At 40.3% G+C, this 21,520-nt stretch carries 17 protein-coding genes and 3 pseudogenes; 8 read left to right on the top strand and 12 right to left on the bottom strand.

The window, feature by feature from the left end; all coding sequences use genetic code 11:
• Position 1: 1 nt before the first annotated feature.
• A pseudogene (locus ACZ1G6_RS09175) lies at positions 2-2,517 on the top strand (ABC transporter permease).
• Positions 2,518-2,588: 71 nt separating this feature from the next.
• Here the strand turns inward: ACZ1G6_RS09175 and ACZ1G6_RS09170 are convergent.
• Together ACZ1G6_RS09170 and folX are read right to left on the bottom strand one after the other, a co-directional pair.
• A complete protein-coding gene (locus ACZ1G6_RS09170; RefSeq protein ID WP_472616038.1) occupies positions 2,589-3,476 on the bottom strand; it encodes a TIGR01777 family oxidoreductase in 888 nt (295 codons plus the stop codon).
• 4 nt (positions 3,477-3,480) lie between these two features.
• The gene (folX, locus tag ACZ1G6_RS09165) at positions 3,481-3,846 is read right to left on the bottom strand and encodes a dihydroneopterin triphosphate 2'-epimerase (RefSeq protein ID WP_472616037.1); all 366 of its coding nucleotides are present in this window, start codon (positions 3,844-3,846) and stop codon (positions 3,481-3,483) included.
• A 48-nt stretch (positions 3,847-3,894) separates the two neighbouring features.
• Between folX and ACZ1G6_RS09160 the strand changes: the two genes are divergently transcribed.
• Both ACZ1G6_RS09160 and ACZ1G6_RS09155 read left to right on the top strand, forming a co-directional pair.
• A complete protein-coding gene (locus ACZ1G6_RS09160) occupies positions 3,895-4,917 on the top strand; it encodes an AI-2E family transporter (RefSeq protein ID WP_472616036.1) in 1,023 nt (340 codons plus the stop codon).
• Positions 4,918-4,921: 4 nt separating this feature from the next.
• Positions 4,922-6,232: a mechanosensitive ion channel family protein gene (locus ACZ1G6_RS09155; RefSeq protein WP_472618962.1), complete on the top strand. Its 1,311-nt coding sequence runs from the start codon at positions 4,922-4,924 to the stop codon at positions 6,230-6,232.
• An 11-nt stretch (positions 6,233-6,243) separates the two neighbouring features.
• Here ACZ1G6_RS09155 and ACZ1G6_RS09150 read toward each other — a convergent pair whose 3' ends face one another.
• The 10 genes and pseudogenes from ACZ1G6_RS09150 to ACZ1G6_RS09105 all read right to left on the bottom strand — a co-directional run bounded on the left by ACZ1G6_RS09150 (position 6,244) and on the right by ACZ1G6_RS09105 (position 17,175).
• Positions 6,244-6,918 carry a nitroreductase gene (locus ACZ1G6_RS09150; protein WP_472616035.1) on the bottom strand — a complete coding sequence of 225 codons (675 nt, stop codon included), beginning with the start codon at positions 6,916-6,918 and terminating at the stop codon, positions 6,244-6,246.
• A 100-nt stretch (positions 6,919-7,018) separates the two neighbouring features.
• Positions 7,019-8,986 carry an alpha/beta hydrolase family protein gene (locus ACZ1G6_RS09145; protein WP_472616034.1) on the bottom strand — a complete coding sequence of 656 codons (1,968 nt, stop codon included), beginning with the start codon at positions 8,984-8,986 and terminating at the stop codon, positions 7,019-7,021.
• A 38-nt stretch (positions 8,987-9,024) separates the two neighbouring features.
• Entirely contained in the window at positions 9,025-10,035 is a 1,011-nt protein-coding gene (locus ACZ1G6_RS09140; protein WP_472616033.1) for a GGDEF domain-containing protein, read from the bottom strand.
• Positions 10,036-10,146: 111 nt separating this feature from the next.
• On the bottom strand, positions 10,147-10,449 hold the full coding sequence (locus ACZ1G6_RS09135; protein ID WP_472616032.1) for a YciI family protein: 303 nt from the start codon (positions 10,447-10,449) through the stop codon (positions 10,147-10,149).
• A 16-nt stretch (positions 10,450-10,465) separates the two neighbouring features.
• Positions 10,466-11,290 carry a tryptophan synthase subunit alpha gene (gene trpA / locus ACZ1G6_RS09130; RefSeq protein WP_472616031.1) on the bottom strand — a complete coding sequence of 275 codons (825 nt, stop codon included), beginning with the start codon at positions 11,288-11,290 and terminating at the stop codon, positions 10,466-10,468.
• Positions 11,290-12,471 (bottom strand): tryptophan synthase subunit beta, encoded by a 1,182-nt coding sequence (gene trpB, locus ACZ1G6_RS09125; protein WP_472616030.1) that lies wholly within the window; start codon positions 12,469-12,471, stop codon positions 11,290-11,292. Before trpB ends, trpA begins: the two co-directional genes overlap by 1 nt.
• A 17-nt stretch (positions 12,472-12,488) precedes the next feature.
• Positions 12,489-13,919: a bifunctional indole-3-glycerol-phosphate synthase TrpC/phosphoribosylanthranilate isomerase TrpF gene (trpCF, locus tag ACZ1G6_RS09120; RefSeq protein ID WP_472616029.1), complete on the bottom strand. Its 1,431-nt coding sequence runs from the start codon at positions 13,917-13,919 to the stop codon at positions 12,489-12,491.
• A 17-nt stretch (positions 13,920-13,936) separates the two neighbouring features.
• Positions 13,937-14,950, bottom strand: coding sequence for an anthranilate phosphoribosyltransferase (gene trpD, locus ACZ1G6_RS09115; protein WP_472616028.1), 1,014 nt, complete (start codon positions 14,948-14,950; stop codon positions 13,937-13,939).
• Positions 14,947-15,578, bottom strand: a pseudogene (locus ACZ1G6_RS09110) (aminodeoxychorismate/anthranilate synthase component II). Before ACZ1G6_RS09110 ends, trpD begins: the two are co-directional and overlap by 4 nt.
• Positions 15,579-15,585: 7 nt before the next feature.
• Positions 15,586-17,175, bottom strand: a complete 1,590-nt coding sequence (locus ACZ1G6_RS09105; protein ID WP_472616027.1) for an anthranilate synthase component 1 — start codon at positions 17,173-17,175, stop codon at positions 15,586-15,588.
• Between the two features lie 350 nt (positions 17,176-17,525).
• On the opposite strand from ACZ1G6_RS09105, the gene ACZ1G6_RS09100 reads away from it, so the two are divergent.
• From ACZ1G6_RS09100 to rluB, 5 genes and pseudogenes are all read left to right on the top strand, one after another.
• On the top strand, positions 17,526-18,359 hold the full coding sequence (locus tag ACZ1G6_RS09100) for a PHP domain-containing protein (RefSeq protein ID WP_472616026.1): 834 nt from the start codon (positions 17,526-17,528) through the stop codon (positions 18,357-18,359).
• A gap of 147 nt (positions 18,360-18,506) precedes the next feature.
• Positions 18,507-19,127 (top strand): L-threonylcarbamoyladenylate synthase, encoded by a 621-nt coding sequence (locus tag ACZ1G6_RS09095; RefSeq protein WP_472616025.1) that lies wholly within the window; start codon positions 18,507-18,509, stop codon positions 19,125-19,127.
• 9 nt (positions 19,128-19,136) lie between these two features.
• Entirely contained in the window at positions 19,137-19,955 is an 819-nt protein-coding gene (locus tag ACZ1G6_RS09090; RefSeq protein WP_472616024.1) for a segregation and condensation protein A, read from the top strand.
• 29 nt (positions 19,956-19,984) lie between these two features.
• Positions 19,985-20,609, top strand: a pseudogene (gene scpB, locus ACZ1G6_RS09085) (SMC-Scp complex subunit ScpB).
• Positions 20,609-21,514 carry a 23S rRNA pseudouridine(2605) synthase RluB gene (gene rluB / locus ACZ1G6_RS09080; protein WP_472616023.1) on the top strand — a complete coding sequence of 302 codons (906 nt, stop codon included), beginning with the start codon at positions 20,609-20,611 and terminating at the stop codon, positions 21,512-21,514. The pseudogene scpB and the gene rluB overlap by 1 nt, the downstream one beginning before the upstream one ends.
• Positions 21,515-21,520 lie beyond the last annotated feature (6 nt).

Raw genomic sequence — 21,520 nt, 5'->3', positions numbered from 1 at the left:
CATGATTGCAGTTGATTTAGCTTGGCGATTGTTCAAGCACGAGGCAAGACGTGGGGAGTTGACTATTATCCTGCTTGCAATCGTACTCTCAGTCGCTTCAGTGTTGTCTTTATCACTTTTTTCAGAGCGCTTGCAGCAAGCTTTAACAGATAGAAGTGCTGAGTTTATCGCTGCAGACAGTCAGCTTCGATCTCGTGAACTTGTTGACGAAAACTGGCTTAATGAAGCGAAAAAATACGAACTAGAAACCGCGTTTCAAATCTCAACACGTTCGATGGTGTTTGCAGGAGATGAGCTTGCATTATCTGACGTACGCGCTGTAGATGATGCATATCCGTTAAAAGGCACTATCACAATAACAGATATTCCTTTTGGCGAAGGCATTCCAACAAGCGATAAAGTCAAACTACAGGCGAAGTGTGGGCTGATTCTAGATTAATTCAATTGTTGCAGATCACGATTGGCGACCAAATTGAAGTAGGTGATACACAATTAACAGTCACAAATATTTTAAGCGAGATTCCTGACGCAGGTTTTAGTGTTTTTAACACTGACCCCATTATTTTGATGCATGTTGATGATATTCCTGCAACTAATATCACTGGTGCCTAGTAGCCGTGTGCGATACAAATATTACTACACTGGCGATTCAGGCGAGCTTGAAGACTATTATGACTGGCTACGTCCACAAATGAATCGTGAATTACATCGTTGGACCAGTATAGAGGATGATGACTCTGCAATTGGTAATTCTATTGCTCGTGCCGAAGAGTATTTTCTATTAGCAAGCTTATTGGCAATTGTGCTTGCGGCAGTATCGATTGCGGTTGCTGCTCAACGATTTAGTCAGCGTCACTTCGATCCCGTAGCCATTATGAAAACCCTTGGCGCAAGCAAGTCAATGGTCCGTTCAATTTATCTGGTACAAATATGCTTTATTACACTACTAGGAATAGTCTTAGGTAGTGTGATTGGTTATGGCATACAGCAAGGTATAGCAATCGCTTTGCAAGATAAAGTGGAAGTGGCGATTGATACTTGGTATTGGCGACCATTGGGGATTGCCGTATTTACAGGCGTTACCTGTGCTTTGTTGTTTAGTATTTATCCTTTGTTACAACTGTTTTCAGTACCACCCTTACGCGTATTACGAAAAGACATAGCAGCAACTATGTCATCAAGAGCGCTGCAGTTTATATTCTCTGGGGGGCAGTGTTCTTATTGATGTGGGTATATAGCGGCAATTTGACTATTAGTAGCATTTTATTTGTGTCTGGCATTGTCTTGGTCGTGAGTTTATTGTTTGTTACCTATGGATTGATATGGGTAGGCCGCAAACTAGGTAGTGGCAGCATGGGCGCTTGGACGCTTGCATGGGCTAGAATCCGAAGGCGTGCAATGGGTAACTCAGTTCAGCTAATTAGTTTTGCCATTACCATAATGCTCTTGTTGGTGGTACTTGTAATGCGTAATGATATGGTCAAACAGTGGCGAGACCAATTACCAGAAGGGACACCCAACTATTTCTTAGCCAACGTAACAGAATCGCAAAAAGATAGTCTAAAAGCGCACTTTGATGACAATAATGTGCAATATGAAGATTTCTATCCGGTTGCGCGTGGGCGCTTTGTCGCGATTAACGATGAAAAAATTCGTACCGATGTTACAAAAGAAGATGAAGATCCAACTGATGAAGGAAGAAGAGGCTTAGGCCGAGAAGCAAATTTAAGCTGGGGAACAGTCTTGCAAAAAGGAAATGTCATACTCGAGGGCCAATGGCATGACACGTGGCAAGAGGGTGAGCCGGTTCCTGTTTCCTTGGAAGAAGAAATTTCGAAGCGACTTGATATAGGCTTGGGCGATACACTGACGTTTAATGTAGGAAGTGAAGTTATCAATGCGACTGTTACGTCCATAAGAGAAGTTGATTGGCAGACGCTTCAACCCAATTTTTTCTTTGTTCTTCATCCAAAAGCGATGGAAAACTTCAGTGCAACCTACATCACAAGCTTTCACTTGGATGAGTCGCGCAAAAATGAAATCGCACCATTGATGGCACCGTTTGCTAGTGTGACCCTATTTGATGTTGATGCTCGCATCGACCAATTAAGAGAAATAATTGACCAAGTATCGGTAGCGGTTGAATTTATTTTGGTTTTGGTCTTAATTGCCGGGTCATTGGTCCTTATTGCTCAAGTACAAGCTAGTATGGATGAGAGGCTTCAAGAGCTCGCTATACTGCGAACACTTGGTTTAAAAGGCACTAGTATTAGATTCAGTGTGATTAATGAATTTATTATTATTGGGGCAGTGGCTGGATTTATGGCAGCATTAGCAAATGAATTTAGTTTGTATTTGCTGCAAACCACAGTGTTTCAAATGCCCTTTAGCTTGCATATCGAGTACTGGCTCATTGCCCCAATAAGCGGAGCTGTTGTTGTGGGAATATTAGGGGCGCTTGCTTGTTGGCGTCTTTTATCACTTAACACCGCTCATTTACTTCGTAAGATGGTTTAATGAAAAGTGGTTTAAAAAGGGGATAGCGCGAAACGCTATCCCCTTTTTTTATTAGTACTATATTTACGTCACTACAATTCTAGATTGTCTAGGGCTTCCACTAAGGTTGGATAAGAAAAGTGAAAACCAGAAGCAAGTAGCCGTTCGGGTAATACTTTTTGTCCATATAGAACTAAGTCTGACGATTCTCCCATTAAGGTCTTAATTGCAAATGCGGGTACCTTAAAAATACAAGGTCGCTCAAGCCGTTTGGCAAGTTTAAGACTAAAAAAAGCATTTGTATTAGGGTTAGGCGATGTGAAATTAAAAGGGCCTGCGCACTGTTCGTTCTCAAGTAAAAATACCAAAGCCTTGATCATATCTTCTATATGGATCCACGACATGTATTGGGTACCAGATGAAATTGGGCCTCCTAGACCCAGTCTAAAGGGCATGAGCATCTTTGCTAAGGCTCCGCCATCCTCATCTAAAACAATGCCTGTGCGTGCGATACATACGCGTGTGTTTGCTTTGTTCGCTATATCTTCCCACTTTTGACATAGTTGAGAGCTAAACTCATCGTGAATATTGCTGAAATCCTCGTTTATTGGTGTAGCATCTTGTCGACCATAATAGCCTATTGCCGATCCACTGATAAAAACCTGAGGTGGATGTTGAGCGTCATTGATTAAATCCACCAACTGTTGCGTGATGTCCCACCTTGAATCGCAAATAATCTGTTTTTGTGTATCTGTCCAACGCTTATCTGCAATTGGCTCACCTGCAAGGTTGATAATTGCATAGTATGAATCAACATCAGTTAACTCAGACAATAAAACAAAATTGATATTGTCACCCAGCAGTCTTTTACTACGAGCAGGGTCTCTTGTAACAACCGTTAGCGAGTAATGAGGTTGAAGCTTTTTGATTAACTTACGGCCAATTAAGCCTGTTCCACCTGTTAGCAAGACAGATTTCATATTGTTATTCCTTGGTACAAGAAAGGGCAAGTGAGACCGAATCTGAGAATCTAAGCGCGTGAGGCTTATCAACTTCAACTTCTGCTGAAATAACCCAATCGTGCTCTGCCGCTATTGCTAATATGTCAGCGGTGAGCTTTTCTAAAAGCGAAAACCTATTATCTTCAACTAAACGAATAATTGCTTTGGTAATTGTTTTATAATTTAATGCATCTTGCATTTGGTCTGAATCTGTAGCTTGTTTCGCATCATATTGAATCACAACATTTATCACGACATCTTGTTGATTTTTGATTTCATCTTCATTTATGCCGATATATGTACGAAGTCGTAGGTTTTTGATGCGAATTGTGGCAAGGTTTAAATTCATGCTTGTGTTAGTCCTTGTTTATTATAGATTTGAGTGACGGAAAATTTTATGGAAATTAACTCGCCAGTATTAAAAGCCTTTTTAATTATGGCATCCGTGGTCATAGTGCTAGCGGGTGTAAAAGCCGCTAGCGTGATTTTAGTACCATTTTTATTGTCTGCGTTTATTGCAATTGCGGTAAGTCCGTTAATCAATTGGTCAAGTCGCTTCAAAATACCGCGATGGCTTTCAATTACCTTAGTAATACTGCTCATCGTCGTGATCGGATTTATGTTAGCGGGCTTAATTACACAGTCACTTGCTGAGTTTAGGCAAAATATGCCAATTTATCGAGAACAACTATCAAGTGAGTTTGCATGGATTGTGGAAAAGCTTGCTTTGTTAAATATCAATATTGATTCTAGTTTATTGGTATCGCACTTAGATCCTGCTGTCGCGATGACAATGGCGACTAACTTTATTACCGGCATGGGTACCGTATTATCAAATGTATTTTTGATATTGCTAACCGTTATCTTTATGTTATTTGAAGCTGAATCGATGCCCAAAAGAATGCATGTCGCAATGGCTGACCCTGATATGGAATTGACTCATATCGACCGCTTTTTGAGCTCTGTTAATCAATATTTAGTGATCAAGATGATGGTAAGTTTAGCCACCGGGCTTTTTATTGGAATTTGGCTATATGTATTGGGCGTTGACCACTTCATGCTGTGGGCGGTCTTGTCATTTATGCTGAATTTCATTCCAAATATAGGCTCTATTATCGCGGCAATACCAGCAGTACTAATGGCATTAGTGGAATTTGGTCTTTTAAAGGCTGGACTAGCCGGTTTAGGGTTTATTTTGGTCAATACAGTAATGGGAAATATGATTGAACCTCGCTTTATGGGAAAAGGTTTAGGTTTGTCGACCTTGGTTGTTTTCTTATCATTAATTTTTTGGGGTTGGCTACTAGGAACGGTAGGGATGTTATTGTCAGTTCCACTTACTATGGTTGTAAAAATTGCGCTTGAAAGCCGAGAAGAAACAAGGTGGTTAGCGGTCTTGTTGTCAAGTGAAGGAGATTAGCTTGCTGACTACGCAACAGTTACAAGAATGGACGAATGTATGGATAGCCTACGCTAGCGAGGCAATATCATCGCCATCTAGTTACATTCAAATTGGTTTGATTATCGGTGTTTATCTATTTTCCTTTGCGGTAGTAAAAGTTCTGCGCTCGCGGTTTGCGTTTATTGCAGGTTCGGTAAATGCTAAAGTCCACCCAATTCGCATATTAGTTATTAAATTTACCAATGTCGCAGCTTCACTATTAGCACTAATACTTGTCGCTGTTGTAGACGAAATAGCCATTGCATTAGCGTTTCCTCATTGGCTTATTCAAAGCACTCTTGCTGTGGCCTTATTAGTCTTTTTTAGCTCTGTTATTCGCGAATTTGTATCAAAACCATTACCCGCTAGATTATTTCGTTGGATTGGCCTACCGCTTTTATTTTTGCATGTTGTCGGCTTACTACCAGGCTTAATTGTGATCCTTGAAGGAATATCCATCTCACTTGGTAATGTGGATATTTCAGCATATGGAATATTTAGAGTACTTATTTTTGGCGTTTTCCTATTTTGGTTAGGCCGAGAGTCAAATTCTTTTGGCAAGGCAGTAATCAAAAAGCAACACTCTTTAGACGTGCCAACTAAAGAAATTTTCTCAAAGCTATTTGAAGTAATACTTTTTTGCTTCATTGTGCTGCTGTTGTTAAATGTGATGGGAGTCAACCTAACAACGCTTGCCGTTTTTGGCGGTGCACTTGGCGTTGGCATCGGGTTAGGTTTGCAGTCTATTGCATCAAATTTTGTCTCGGGCATTATCATTCTGCTTGACCGGTCTTTAACTATCGGAGATTACGTTGAACTTGAAACTGGACAAACAGGCTTTGTCCGCGAATTTAGAATGCGTTATACCGTGCTAGAAACATATGACGGTAAAGATATTTTGGTCCCTAATGAAACGTTTATTTCGAATCTTCTAGTAAATTGGTCCCATAAAGATCCTAAGCAACGTTACAGGGTCGATTTTTGTGTGTCCTATGCCACTAACATACGTGAAATGGTCGAATTGATTAAACAGGCGGTAGGTGAGCATCCTCAAGTCATGAGTGGTGAACATTTGCCTTTTGAAGAACAACCAGATTGTGAAATAGATAGTTTTGGTGACTCAGGTGTTAATATGTTTGTTGAGTTTTGGATGGAGGGGATAGACGATGGTAAAAATCGCGTAGGGGGAGATCTCCTGTTGATTATCTTTGAGACCTTAAAAGCCAATGGTGTAGAGATCCCATTCCCACAACGCGAAGTGCGCATCCTTAACCCTGATCAGCAGACAAAGTAGGCAATAACTGCCTACTCAAACCCATGATATGTTACGAACTCTTTATTATCGGCGCGCGTCGAACGAACGCTGTTAGCCGCAAATGAATCGTCAGGATAACCCAAGGCAATACAAATCATAATTGCCTCATCATCGGGAATATTTGCGTATTTATGCACAACTTCTGATTGCATGATACCTTGACCATTAATTACGCACCCCAAGCCTAAGTCCCATGCTGCTAGCACAATACCATAAGCAAGAGAGCCTAAACCAAATTGCGTGATGCCTGCTGGTTCGAGTGTTTTGTCATAGGTAAGCACTAAAGAAACTGGCGCATCAAATTGACGGAACCCGCGCATCATCCAATCCATACGTTTTTCTTTATCTTCTCGCGTAATTCCCATGACTTCAAATAGTTGTACAGCAACATCAATTTGTCTTTGTCTATGGATACCTTCATAGTCTTCTTTATAAGGGAAGTCTCTTACGTGAGGTTTACCTGCTAGCGTGTTTTCAGTATTGCCTTGTCTAATTTTATTAAGAACATCCCCACTAACTGCGTGTATTTTCCAGGTTTGTGTATTGTATGATGACGGTGCCCATTTCGCGGCGTTAATAATTTTGTCGACCAATTCTTTTGATACGGCCTGATCAGTAAATCCTCTGACACTCTTTCTTGATTGAGCAAACTCGGCAAAATTCATGCTTATCTCTTATTATGTTTTGTATTCACTAGCATAATACGTTTGGCGATAAAACTCAGTGATTTTTTATTTAGTAAGTTTCGTCTTATCGCCAGTAACACTAGTCGGATGATAGGTGTTGTTCAAAAAACGTATCTAATTCTTTGAAAAAATTATCTCTGTTTTCAGGAATTGACAAATGATGATCGCCATATTCAAACTCAACATAACGAAAAGACTTATTATACTCTTTTAATTCTTCGCTAAATCGTCGAGATTGCTTTACCGGTACCGTTCGATCTTCTACACCATGCATTAACAGTATTGGCGTGGTTATTTTCTCAACATAGGAAATGGGTGAGCGGCTTCGCATATCTTTTTTACCATCTCCGAGTTGATTGTCGGCAACAAGGTCGCCACCTAAAAACCGCTGCTGGTTGCGCGCAAGCGTAAATAAATCGCTTACACCGGCAAAACTAACAGCGCATGCATATAAATTAGGTGTTTTAACCGTCGCCATAAGCGCTGCATAACCACCATATGAGGCACCAAAAATACAAATTTTATCTTTTTGAGCTATTCCCTCATCAACAAGATATTGGGTAGCGTCGCTTATATCATCTTGCATTTCTAGGCCCCATTGACCCATTTGCGCTTGCGCAAATTCGAAGCCATAACCTGTCGACCCCCTAAAGTTTGGTCGAATAACGGCATATCCTTTGTTTGACATATAAGATACCCAAGGATCAAACCCTGAGAAATCTCTGGCGCTAGGTCCGCCATGAGGATGGACAACAGTTGCAAAGGGAGCTTTACCAAAAGCAGGAAGCGTCAACAGCGCTTCAAGCTCTAAACCGTCTCGAGTGGTATAGGTGATTTTTTTATGTTCGGGCAATGCTACATCGTTTAAGGATGGGTATGCACTGAAAACGTGATCAAGTGTCTTGTTTTTGCGATCGCCATAGTAGAATTGCCCTGGTGTCGCATCTGATTCGCTATACAGAATATATTGCATACTGTCTTGGCTAGTGCTTTGTATAAAGTTATGCGCGTCAGGAAATACCTTATTTAAAGACCGAATTAGTAAGTAGTCTTTATCATCAAAATAATATCGACCATATTTAGAGTGAGGGTCATACAGTCCTATAGCGTCTTGAGTCGTGGGCGAATATATTAGTTTGGAACCTACGTCATACTGTTCATGCCAAAGCATAAGCTCGCTTTGTTGCGTAGCCAGATCCATTTTGTATAGTGCTTTTTTATCACCTTTGTATTTTGTGTAGTACAAAATATTAGGGTCTAATCCAAAGCCTAGCACCGAGATTGGTTTATCTTGAAAAGCCATATATTCGAATAAGACCTCTAAATCATCATCTTCAGAAAATCGGTGTAAATATCTCACGCGGCCAGTGTCGTATTTATAAGCTCGCCCAATCCTAACAATATGCTGTTGATCAGTGATCCAAGTCCGGACACCTAGTTTGCCTTTTTCGACTCTTTTTTTACGCTGAGTTTCTAGATTGACTCGATAGACACTGGGCTGAAATCTCACATCAAAGTCAACTTCAACTAAAATATGCTCAGGGTCGTTGGGTAAAAAGTCAATGACACTGTCTTGATACTGACTTACATAATCAGCACTATTGTAATTAACAGAATGACTCTGACGCAGCATAGGTTCTAATATTAATTCTTTGGCTTCAACATCAACAGCAAACATACGGGTTTGATAATAAAGCACACTTCTGTCTCTAGATTCGTATGCAACGCTTAAAATAAGTGTTTTGTCGTTGGCCCATTCATACCAATTGATTTTAATTTTCTTGCCATCTGATGTGAGTAAAGCCCGCATGTCTCCAGTATGTAGATCAATTACATTTAACACTGCAAGGTTAGTTGGAGCCTTTCTATTTTGAATATAGGCTAGTTTTTTGCCTGAAGCTGATAATTGCAAATCTTGATAGGAGGGGAGTTGGCTAAAAGCATCAAGTGGTGCGTTATATTGCAGTGGCTCTTGCGCTATAGCAATAGTGGCGGCGCACGCCGCAAAAAATAATATCCATATTTTGCGCATTGGAGTAAGTAGCATGTATGACTTCCTTGTTAATCAACTTCATCAGCAGTGTATCAAGATTTTTTCCATTTGACGATCGATGTCGATGATATGAGATGTTGTCCACTAAAACGTTCAATAATGTCTAATAGGTTGTTTAAAGTAATATTGTTTTCAGGGCTGGTGATCAAGCCCACATAACAATCACTGCCTGAATTTTGTGCAGCATGTAATAAGCGAGTAGCCAGTTTGACTATATGTAAAATCGCCGTTTTTTCATTTTTAAATTCACTTACTGACAGTGGGAAAGCAACAAAACCGATTGAACACGTTATTGTCAAAGCTTTAGGGCCCAAGAATTTATTTTGGCTGACATCTTTGCAAATTTTTGCCGCCAAACCTTTTGCATGATGCCTGTCTGAATTTCTAGCGACCACAATAAACTCATTGTCTGACCAACGAATACAATAATCTGTTTTTCGAAACATTTTTAATAAGTGCTGGGCAAATTCTTGTAATGCTTGATCGCCAACATCAATGCCATGTTTATCATTGATGTACCTAAAGTTATCAATATTGATTATAAATAAAATTACATCAGCATTTGAAACGGGTTTTTGTAGTTTCTTGTCATGATAAGCGCGAGTCGATGACAATAAGTCGCGAGGAAGGGTATGTTCTAAATACCGACGATTATACAGCCCTGTTAATGAATCGGTTAAGGCTAGCATTTTAATTTTAGCGTGTGCGGAATCCAGTGCACTGACGTTGTTATCAATAATCTCAGCTTGCTCACGACTTTTATTCGATAAGCTTTTACTCTTTAAAACAAGCAATAAACACTTGATTGCTAAGCCTAGACATAACACACAGATAACAATAAAGCTGATAAATACAATGCTTAGCGAGTCATTTTGAGCCAGTTCACTAAACTGGCATCCGATGTCACAATCAAACTTTGCGCGAGTAGACAATAACAAGTTATGGTTCAAAGGGGCACTTGTTATTGTCTTAAGGCCAATGTCCCAAGATAAAGGTGGAAAGCAGAGCTTAGAAACGGGTAAAAGTGTATACAAAATACTCAACAAATAATCCTTATAAGCGTCTTTTATCGACTCGTTGAGCTTAAAACTTTACCTGAAATTGTACAAAAATCAATCTAATAGACTAATTGACTACATACCTATTATTACCTGTTATTTGGGAAACACCTTTTTATAAGGCTTTACTATGACCTCTTTATAGACTCCTTTTAGCCGATATGGGTCTACATCAGCCCAATCCTGCGCACTTTGAAGTGAGTCAAACTGAGCTACAACCAATGAGCCAGAAAATCCGGCGCTACCGGGTTCTTCGCTATCAATTGCTGGGTTAGGCCCCGCAATGAGAAGTCGTCCTTGCTCATCTAATTGTTGTAATCGTTCAAGGTGTGCGGGGCGAGCAGCAAGACGAGCCTCTAAGCTGTTCTCAACATCCTGTGCATATATCATGTAATACATGGTTTCTCCCTTTGAGCTAAAGTGCAGTAGCGGCTTTCATTTCTTTGACAAATTGGCTCAGTGCCGCTTTCATTTGCTCTAGATCGTCAAGATGCTTTGCAATGATATTAACCGTTGCCGAACCTGAAATTGCGCCTGCGGCACCAGCCTTAATAGCCGCGCTTACCTGAGCTGGACTAGAAATACCAAAGCCAATTAAAGGAGGCGCTACTTTATATTTTTGTAGCTTTGCCACTAACGCTTCTGCTGGAATTTCAACGGCCGTTTCAGCACCAGTAACACCAGAACGACCCAACAGGTACGTATAGCCAGCAGACTTTTCACCTATTTGAGCAAGTGTTTCGTCACTCGCATTTGGTGGAGCAATTAATATCTGTTGAATACCATTTTCATTAGCGATATTAATGAAACTATCTGCTTCTCTAAGCGGCACATCTGCTATAAGAATAGAATCTACACCTGCTTTACTGGCTTGTTGATAAAACGTGTCGATACCTTTTGCCAACACTAAATTGCTATACAACAATAAACCAATAGGAATGTCAGGATAGTCACTTCTTATTTGCGCAATTACATCAAAGCAATCAGTGGGTCTTACCTTATTATTAAGTGCTCGTATGCTAGCTTTTTGAATGGTAGGCCCATCTGCAATTGGATCTGAATAAGGTATTCCTAACTCTAATGCATCAGCCCCAGCATCTACCAGACTTTTGATAATAGCTAAAGAGGTTTGCAAATCAGGGTCGCCAATCATCACAAATGGAACAAAGGCGCCTTGAGATTTCTCACTTAAAGAAGTGAACATTTGCTGGTAGCGTCCAGTATCTTGAGTAAGCGCCATTATAATTTATCTCCTAAAATTTGAGTTACATGCTCAAGGTCTTTATCGCCACGTCCAGATAGATTAACAACAATAATGGTCTCTTCTTCTGCTTCGTCAGCCATATTAAGTGCATGTGCTAGGGCGTGTGATGTTTCTAAAGCGGGTATGATACCTTCTTTTTTTGCTAAGAGCTGAAACGCGTTTAGTGCTTCGGTGTCGGTCACCGCAAAATATTGTGCTCTGCCTGTTTCAGCTAAAAATGCATGTTGAGGACCTACAGCAGGATAATCTAGCCCTGCGCTAACCGAATATGATTCTTCAATTTGGCCATCGTCATCTTGCATAATAAAGGTAAATGCGCCATGCAAAATGCCTTTAGTCCCAGTGCAAATGGTAGCCCCATGCTCTTTTGTATGAACACCTTTTCCAGCGGGTTCAACCCCAATGAGCGAAACACTGGGCTCGTCAATAAAATCAGCAAACATACCAATGGCATTTGAGCCACCACCAACGCAGGCTACTACTGCATCTGGCAGTCGTCCTTCTTTTTCCATGATTTGTGCGCGCGTTTCTTCGCCAATCATACGATGATATTCACGCACAATCGTTGGGAAAGGGTGGGGGCCTGCTGCAGTACCTAGCAAGTAATGCGCATTTTGATAATTAGCAGACCAGTCTCTCATCGCTTCATTGACGGCATCTTTAAGCGTGCCTGAACCAGAATCAACTGGAATCACCTGTGCACCCATCAAGCGCATTCTAAATACATTGGGTGATTGCCTTTCGACGTCTTTTGCACCCATATAAATACGTGCTTTTAAGCCAAGCAAAGCACATGCTAATGCGGTTGCCACACCATGTTGACCGGCACCTGTTTCTGCAATAACTTCTGTTTTGCCCATCCGCTTTGTTAATAAGGCTTGACCTAGCACTTGATTGGTTTTGTGTGCTCCGCCATGCAGAAGATCTTCTCGCTTTAAGTAAAGTTTTACGTTCGGGTTAGTGACGATATTGCGAGCAAGCGTCATTGAAGTTGGCCTGCCTGCGTAGTCTTTTAAAAGACTCATAAACTCGGATTGAAAGCTAGGGTCCTCTTTCGCTTCCAAAAATGCTTGCTCAAGTTGATCAAGGGCAGGAATAAGGAGCTCAGGCACATACATGCCGCCGAAATCGCCAAATTTAGTGTCTAATTTATTCATATTGAGTTCCCTGTTTTTTAAGCTCTAAGGTTTGCATATAATGTGCGTAGTAATGATTCATTTTTTACGCCAGGTTTAGTTTCAACGCCCGAATTAATATCCAACATAAGGGCACCACTATGACTAGCTTGAATAACATTTTGTGAGTTAATGCCGCCTGCAAGTACTAATGATTGTTTATTTGCTATGTTGTTAAGTAGAGTCCAATTAAACGGGCTACCTACACCGCCTGATTGTTCGCCAAGTTTTGCATCCAACAAAATCATTGATATATCGGTGTTTTGAGATAACCTTTCTACTTGCCTAGATATTTGTTTACTTTGTGCCGCATGTTCATCAACGCTATTTATATCAATGCTCAGCACTTTAATAATCTTACACGCCTTAGGAAGCGATTCGCGTAGTTGAGTAATATACTCTTGAGACTCCTTGCCATGAAGTTGCACCGCGGCTAAGCCTAGTTTATTAGCATATTCCACGACAAGGGCTAAAGGTTGGTTAACAAATACGCCGACGTAATCATGTGCTTGTTGCTTAACCACATCCAAGGCGGTTTCAAGGCTAATAAAACGTTTCGAATTAGGTGCAAAGATTAACCCCATCATTGAAGGGTTAAACGCTTTAATCAATTGAGCTTGCTCAACACTAGTGACACCGCATACTTTCGTTTTACCGTACACTAAGTCTGATACCGCTCGGTCAAGATTGCTTTGTTGCATCAAAGCGCTACCCACTAAAAACCCATCTACTAAGGGGCTTAACCTTTGAATATCTGCGTGAGTGTAAATCCCTGATTCAGAAATTATCACACCACTAAAGTGCTCATGCTCTTTGATAATAGGTACCAAAGTTTCAGTCATTGATAAATCAGTTGAGAGGTCGCGAAGGTTACGATTATTAATCCCAATGATATTCGCATTTAAGCTTAATGCTCTGTGAGTTTCTGCTGTATTACTAACTTCGGTAAGTACATCCATACCTAAGCGCTGTGCAAGTTCGCTTAGCTGACTATATTGCTCGTCATCAAGCACAGAGAGCATCAATAAAACAGCATTAGCACCTAAATATCTCGCTAAGTAGATTTGATAAGGATCTATAAAAAAGTCTTTGTTCAAGACCGGTTGAGACACTTTATCAACAACAAACTGTAAGTACTCAAATTTACCTTGAAAATACTTTTCATCCGTCAATACAGAAAAACAGGCCGCTTGTTTTGCATAAGCTGTTGTTATCTCGTCTAGATCAAAATTTTCTCTTATCAAGCCTTTAGAAGGTGAGGCCTTTTTACACTCAAAAATGTAACTAGTGCCTTGTGCTGCTAGGGCATTAAAAAACGAGTTGCTACTGGGTACCAATCCTTCGATAAACGCTTCAAGTGGAAAACTTGTTTTCTTTAATTCAATTTCGTCTCGTTTGTCTGCGACAATTTTTGCCAATACATTAGCCATGACTATTTTCTCCTGCCTTAGCTGATTTGCGCGGCTTTATTAATGGTAAGTAATGCTTTGCCTGATGCTAGGGTTTCCATCACCTCATCAAAATGCTTGGCAAGTGATTTATCTGGCTGACAAACAAACAACAATGATGCAGTATTAATGGCGATTGCATGGTTATGGGCTTGTTCTCCTTTGCCAGAAAAAACACGCATAATTGCATCAACATTATATTGCGGAGTATCACCTTTAATTTTATCCAAACTCTGTGCTTGAATACCAAAGTCACTGGGAGATACAACAAGGTCTTCTATTTGGTCATTGTGCAAGTACTTAACCTTGGTAGGGCCATGCAATGCAACTTCATCAAGCCCAGAGCCATGCACTACAAAAGCACTAGTATGTCCCAACGCTTGCAAAGTATTAGCATAGACATCTAGCAATTCGGGCGTATACACACCATACACACCATGTGAGGGTTTCGCAGGATTTGCCAGTGGCCCCAAGACATTAAAGAGTGTGCGCGTTTTAAGCTCGGTTCTTACTGGCATGACATACTTCATGCCTTTGTGATATTGAGGGGCGGCTAAAAAACACAGATTAGCTTCGTCTAAGCACTGCCTAGCGGTATGTGGGCTCATGCTTAGGTCAAGCCCTAATCCCGCAAAAAGATCAGATGAACCTGATTTACTGGATACACTTCGGTTACCATGTTTAGCCACTTTGCAGTTCATACTGGCAGCTACTACTGCAGCGGCACTTGAGATATTGATAGTATTATGGCCATCACCGCCGGTTCCTACTAAATCGCAAAAAGGATAGTTTGGTGTAGGAAATTCAATTGCGTTGTCGCGCATTGCACTAGCGGCACCAATAATTTCCTCATGACTTTCACCTTTCATTTTAAGTGCAATTAACAAGGCTGAAATTTGTGCTGAGCTAAGCTTACCCTGTAAACAGGCGTCAAATAAATGATAGCTTTGTTGCGCATCCAAACTATTGTGAGCGAATAAGGTTTCTAAGTTTTCGATAAGTGAATTATTCATGATACTTCCTTATACGTGTTAGTAAGATATTGCATGGCTTGGGACAACAATTGACTTCCTTGAGCGGTTAGTATTGATTCAGGGTGGAATTGAAAGCCGAGCATTCTATCAGCCTCGTTAATTATCGCCATTGCTAGTCCGTCTATATCTGCGATAACCTGCAAACATTCTGGTACATCTAATGCAACAAGAGAATGGTAACGCGCAATGCTCATAGGAGAGGGAAGGTCCTTAAATAGAGCAGGAAATTGATGTGTCATCAAAGACGATTTTCCGTGCATAACTGATTGCGCTCTGCCAACTGTTCCTTCATAGCTCTCGACAATGGCTTGATGTCCAAGACAAATACCTAAAACAGGATAGTGTCCTTTTACTTGTTTTATGATTGTTGGCATGTTGCCAGCATCTTTTGGCGCACCTATATCCTGAGCGATAACATTAATATTGTAGGACCTATTTTGTTAAATTTGGCTAATGTATCCATGATGATATCTACTGCAACAGTGTTTCTAAAAACGCGTAAGGTAATCCCTAATACGCGCAATTCATCCACTAAGTTGTAGGTAAACGAATCTTGATTATCAATCAGGACAATATGGTGATTTATTAACGTTTGATTATTTTTCATAACAGACTCATTTGTCCTGTGAAGGCGATAGTGACAAGGAGCGTTTAATCGCACCAATAACGGCTTGTGCTTTGGCACTTGTTTCATTTGCTTCAGATATTGGTACCGAATCATTAACCACGCCTGCACCTGCTTGCACGTGGGCAGTGTGTTTAGATACAAAGGCTGAGCGAATGACAATACAAGTGTCAAAGTCTCCATTGCCATTAAAGTAACCCACCGCGCCACCATAACTTCCACGACGTTCTTTTTCAGTTTGCCTGATTAAATTTGCTGCACTAATTTTGGGCGCACCTACTAAGGTACCCATGTTCATGCAAGCTTGGTAAGCATGCAATGCGTCTAGATCATCCCTTAATTGACCAACCACTTTTGATACCAAATGCATTACATGAGAATAACGGTCAACTTTAAGTAAGTCTTTGACAAAACGTGTTCCAGGTTGTGAGACTTTTGCCACATCATTTCGCGCCAAATCGACTAACATAATATGTTCTGAACGCTCTTTTTCGTCTTGTTGTAAGTCAAGCTCATAACGGCTGTCTAAATCAAGATCAAGACTTCCGTCTTGTCGCTTACCTCGAGGACGAGTCCCCGCTATGGGATAAACTTCAACCTGATTGGTAAGTGCCTCATACTTAAGTGCAGACTCAGGAGAGGCACCAAAGATAACAAAATCGCTATCTTGCATGTAAAACATATAGGGTGATGGGTTAGTTAGTTTTAATTGTTGGTACGCACTAATTGGTTCAGGGCAGGGTAAGCTGAAAATACGAGAGGGGACAACCTGAAAAATATCGCCGTCAAGAATATGTTCTTTAAGTGCGATAACATCTTCACAATATTCCTCGTCACTTTTATTTACGCTAATTTTAACATCGTTAGGTAAATCTAATAATACGTCTAGATTTTGGTCAACATTGCTGAGCTGCTGCTTTATTGTCTCTAATCGTTGATGAAGGGTAAAATAAGAGTTTGCAACGTCATTTCCGCTAAATACACTCCCGATTAATTGTGCGCTTTGTGATTTATGATCGACAAGCAATAGCGACTCTGCTAAATAAAATACGTAATCAGGACAGGTGTTTAGACTATCGTTAACCGGTGTAAGGTTTTCAAACGTAGCCAGTAAATCGTAAGCAAACACACCTCCTAAAAAAATAGCATGTGGATGTTCTCGTAATGGCTCTATCTTTGATTGAATTGTTCGCAGCACATCAAACACACTGGCTTTTTTGAGCCGAGCATCTTCGTCAAGCCCTTCATTATCTTGTTCAAACAAGAACTCGAGTTTGTCAGTTTGTTGTTCGCTTAAGTATTCACTCAGATGTTGAGCTAAAAATGTAAGCAAGGCATTAGCGTTTTTGCTTAGGCAGTAAACAGTTACACGATTCTTGTTACACACAATCTTGAGTGCGGCATCAATCAAAAGTAAGCTCTTTAAATCATCTTTGCTATCAATCTCAGCAGATTCTAAGAGTATTGAGTTTGTATGCGCTAAGTCACGATAAGCGCTTAGCGGATTGGATATGTAGGGAGCTTCTACAACTATCGTTTCCACTTTACCGGGAGAGTGACCTAAGTCAGACAAGTTCATTTTAAATTCCTTTATACTTCATTTTATTTAATTAAGTGTTAGGGACTTAATTTGTTAAAATAAAGCAACAAAAAAGGCCCTGAAATTGGGCCTTATGAAACGCACACGAATACGTCAGCTGACCCTAGTTCAAGCTGCACCACCACCAAGAAGTATTCATGTGTATATTCATTATGTTTATCTCTTTGTTTGATAAAGTGTGCGAACTACCCAAAAGCTATAGTAATATAAGAAAAATGAAGCTTTGGACAGAGCCCCTATAGAAGAAACGATTTGGGCGACAAAGTCAATAAACAATTGTTTAATTGTGATGAATTTTAAGAACACCATCTAATAAGGTATATCAAAAGTTGAAGATTGATTTGCATTGTCATACGGTTTTTTCAGATGGCAAACTTAGCGTAAGTGAACTATTAACCCGTGCACAAATGATGCAAGTAGACATGCTTGCAATTACTGATCACGATACGGTTGGTGCAATTGGCCCAGCTAATGATTATATTGCTAAGGAGAACTTAGGAATCAAATTGATTTCTGGAACTGAAATTTCATGTTCATGGCACGGTTTTGAAATACATATATTAGGCCTGGATGTTGATCATACCGATGATTTATTACTTACACGCTTGTCTTCTCAGATTGAAAAACGAAAAATTCGAGGGCAAAAAATCTGTGAAAAACTGGCCAAGATTGGAATAAATGGGGTATATGAGCAAGCAAGTAAGCAAGTGAGAAATGATTGTTTTTCACGAGCGCATGTTGCGCATGTGTTAACGCAGCGCGGTATAGTTACTCACTTTCAGCAGGCGTTTACTCAATATTTAGGTAAAGGGAAAAAAGCCTACGTTACCCCTTCATGGATAAGCATAGCAGACGCGGTTAAATGGATTCACGACGCCGGCGGTAAAGCGGTTATCGCACACCCATTTCACTATGATATGACAACAAAATGGTTGCGTAGATTAGCAACTGAGTTTGCGCAAGCCGGCGGGGACGGCTTTGAAGTTCAACACCCCAATCTTGCAAAGGCAAAACATGACTTAATGGTTGAAATTGCCCTAGATAATAATTTAAAGGGTTCGGCAGGGTCAGATTTTCATGCGCCATCAAAGTGGACTGAATTAGGAAGAAGGTTGAAATTTACGACACAGTTGAGTCCCATTTGGGATTCATTTGCTTCATAAAAGTGTGTAAAACAGGTTTGCAGTTAGTTTATCAAGCTATTTGAAAGGCATCTTGGTATACTCTATGCAGAAACTACGGTAACAACGCGTGACCTGCTAGTTTTATATTAAATGCATAAAGTTGTGTGTCGTTAATGGGTAAATACAATGAGTCAATTCTTTTATATCCATCCAGATAATCCTCAAGCCCGCTTGATAAAGCAGACTTGTGAGTTAATTAATCAAGGGCAAGTAATTGTTTATCCGACTGATTCTGGATATGCCATTGGTTGTCAAATGGAAAACAAAAAAGCACTTGAACAAATCTGTATGATAAGGGACATACCTAAAGATCATAACTTCACCCTGATGTGCACTGATATGTCCGAACTGTCCATTTACGCAAGGGTCGATAATGTTGCGTTTAGACAAATAAAAAACAACACACCTGGACCTTATACTTTCATCTTAAAGGCGACAAAAGAAGTTCCAAAACGCCTGCAAAACCCTAAACGAAAAACCATTGGCATACGCGTTCCTGATAACCCTATTACTCTTGCTATTTTGGAAGAGTTAAAAGAGCCATTAATGTCTACAACCTTAATATTACCTAATGAGGAAATGGCCGAAAGCGATCCTGATGAAATAAGGGATAAGCTAGAAAAGCGCGTTGGCTTAATTATTCATGGCGGGTATCTAGGTGAGCAAGCGACAACGGTTGTTGATATGTCGGAAGGTGACGCTACTATTTTGCGCTACGGTAGTGGTGATACGACACCTTTCGAATAGTGTTTACGTATGTCTGAAAATCAAATTACTCAACAAAACCCATTAGCACTTGCGTTTGTTAATGGTGAAGCGTTAATTAATCAACCTGAAGATTTGTACATCCCGCCAGATGCCCTAGAGGTAATACTTGAAACCTTTGAAGGCCCTTTAGATCTGCTGCTTTACCTAATTAAAAAGCAAAAATTTGATATCGTCGCTTTGCCAGTGTTACAAGTTACTCAGCAATATATGAAATACGTAGATGTAATGGCTGATATTAAACTAGAGTTAGCTGGCGAGTATTTAGTAATGGCTGCAATGTTAGCTGAAATCAAATCGCGATTATTACTACCTAAACATGATAATCTCGATGAAGACGAGGATGATCCCCGTGCTGAATTGATCAGACGCTTGAAAGAGTATGAGCGCATTAAAACCGCGGCTATGGAACTAGATAATGCGCCTCGTTTGCAACGTGACTTTCATCATGCAAACGCAGATCCTAGTGATAACGTACAACCAATCAAACATCTTCCTCAAGTGCAATTGCAAGATCTTGTCATGGCATTTTGCCAAGTAATGCAAAGAGCCGATGCATTTGAGCATCATCAAATAGCAAAAGAAGCCTTGTCTACTCGTGAAAGAATGGCGTATATCCTACAAACGGTTAATACACATAAATTTGTCAGTTTGTCCGATATCCTAAACCCCAAAGAAGGCAAAGCGGGCGTTGTGGTAACGTTTATTGCGATTTTAGAATTAGTCAAAGAATCACTCGTACTAATTGAACAAGGAGAGGCTTTTGGCCTTCTTCATGTTAAACTCCACGAAGATGAGAATGATGCTTAGTATTTTGCAAGGTTGGCGTATTAGACATTATGAATAAGATAAAAGATGAGCAGTTAAAGCAATTGTTAGAAGCGGCCATTTTTGTGGTTGAAGAGCCTTTAAGTGTTGAAAAAATGCGCGCTAGTATCCTAAGTGATTTAGATGTCTCGGCTCGTCAGCTTAATAAAGTACTTAAAGAGATTACGCTAGACTATGCACCAAGAGGCATTAATTTAGTAAAGCTTGCGTCTGGTTATCGATTTCAATCTCAATCAGGTTTAGGTCAATTGTTAAGTAAACTTTGGCAAGAAACAGTACCTAAGTATTCTAGAGCAATGCTTGAAACCTTGTCTTTGATTGCCTATAAACAGCCAATTACTCGTGGTGAAATTGAAGATATTCGGGGTGTAGCGGTAAGTAGCAATATTATTCGGTCGTTAAGTGAAAGAAAATGGATTAAAGTCATTGGACACAAAGATGTGCCTTAGCAGACCCGCTTTATTCGCTACGACCAATACATTTTTAGATTATTTTTCATTGACGTCTTTAAGCGATTTACCTTCTGCTGAAGCGTTTAGTGAAAATATGGACCAAGCACTTGAAGCCTCTAATCGTTTAGATATCAACCCTGAACAGGAAGAGCTATTACCTAATGACAAGGCAAATATACACTAATGAGTAAAAACAAAACCGAAGCAAATTCTGTTACTGAGAAACTTCAAAAGGTATTAGCGAATAATGGATTAGGCTCTCGAAGAGAAATGGAGAGATGGATCAGTGAAGGGCGTATTTCCATAAATGGTAAACCTGCCACCTTAGGTGACCGAGTATCTGCTACTGATAAAATACGTGTTGATAATGAGTTGATCACCCGCAGCGCAGATAAACCACCTTGTCGAGTGTTGATGTATAACAAGCCAGAGGGAGAACTTTGTGCGCGCGTTGACCCAGAAGGAAGAGCGACCGTATTTGAGCGCTTGCCGAAAATTGTTGGTGAACGTTGGATAACAGTTGGCAGACTCGATATAAACACGAGTGGATTACTGTTGTTTACCAATGATGGAGAACTAGCCAATCGTCTGATGCATCCTAGTCACGAGGTTGAACGTGAATATGCGGTTAGAGTATTTGGCGAGGTGACACCCAAAATTTTACGCAACCTAAGCAATGGTGTTGAATTAGAAGATGGTCTAGCAAAATTTAATCATATCCATGTCCGTCCTAGCCCTGACCAAGAGTCGCTAAACAACTGGTTTAATGTGACACTAAGTGAAGGCAAAAACCGTGAAGTTAGACGTTTGTGGGAATCACAAGGTGTGCAGGTGAGCCGCTTGATAAGAGTGCGCTATGGTAATATGCAATTACTCAAACGATTACCTCAAGGTGCTTGGGTGGAACTAGACCTTGACAAAGTCAATGCCCTTAGAAAAATGGTACAACTCCCCGATGAAAGTGTGACAAAAGTACATCAAGAAGAAGCTTTAGACCACACAAAGCTAAGTCGTATGCGCAGAAGTGTTAGAAAACACAAATTAAATAAAGTTGCCGGACAACGACAACGGCGCAGAGCAAGCAAATAAGAACTG

Source organism: Glaciecola sp. HA4-3 (assembly GCF_055693685.1).
Note: the sequence above shows the minus strand (reverse complement) of the source record. Positions and strands in the feature narration are given on the sequence as shown.

Excerpts from the sequence above, each read along its gene's own strand:
- ACZ1G6_RS09095 (WP_472616025.1), top strand. The coding sequence starts at position 18,507 with ATGAGTCAATTCTTTTATATCCATCCAGATAATCCTCAAGCCCGCTTG.
- trpB (WP_472616030.1), bottom strand. The coding sequence starts at position 12,471 with ATGAATAAATTAGACACTAAATTTGGCGATTTCGGCGGCATGTATGTG.
- ACZ1G6_RS09170 (WP_472616038.1), bottom strand. The coding sequence starts at position 3,476 with ATGAAATCTGTCTTGCTAACAGGTGGAACAGGCTTAATTGGCCGTAAG.
- ACZ1G6_RS09150 (WP_472616035.1), bottom strand. The coding sequence starts at position 6,918 with ATGAATTTTGCCGAGTTTGCTCAATCAAGAAAGAGTGTCAGAGGATTT.
- rluB (WP_472616023.1), top strand. The coding sequence starts at position 20,609 with ATGAGTAAAAACAAAACCGAAGCAAATTCTGTTACTGAGAAACTTCAA.
- ACZ1G6_RS09135 (WP_472616032.1), bottom strand. The coding sequence starts at position 10,449 with ATGTATTACATGATATATGCACAGGATGTTGAGAACAGCTTAGAGGCT.
- trpCF (WP_472616029.1), bottom strand. The coding sequence starts at position 13,919 with ATGGCTAATGTATTGGCAAAAATTGTCGCAGACAAACGAGACGAAATT.
- folX (WP_472616037.1), bottom strand. The coding sequence starts at position 3,846 with ATGAATTTAAACCTTGCCACAATTCGCATCAAAAACCTACGACTTCGT.
- trpA (WP_472616031.1), bottom strand. The coding sequence starts at position 11,290 with ATGGCGCTTACTCAAGATACTGGACGCTACCAGCAAATGTTCACTTCT.
- trpD (WP_472616028.1), bottom strand. The coding sequence starts at position 14,950 with ATGAATAATTCACTTATCGAAAACTTAGAAACCTTATTCGCTCACAAT.
- ACZ1G6_RS09105 (WP_472616027.1), bottom strand. The coding sequence starts at position 17,175 with ATGAACTTGTCTGACTTAGGTCACTCTCCCGGTAAAGTGGAAACGATA.
- ACZ1G6_RS09145 (WP_472616034.1), bottom strand. The coding sequence starts at position 8,986 with ATGCTACTTACTCCAATGCGCAAAATATGGATATTATTTTTTGCGGCG.
- ACZ1G6_RS09160 (WP_472616036.1), top strand. The coding sequence starts at position 3,895 with ATGGAAATTAACTCGCCAGTATTAAAAGCCTTTTTAATTATGGCATCC.
- ACZ1G6_RS09090 (WP_472616024.1), top strand. The coding sequence starts at position 19,137 with ATGTCTGAAAATCAAATTACTCAACAAAACCCATTAGCACTTGCGTTT.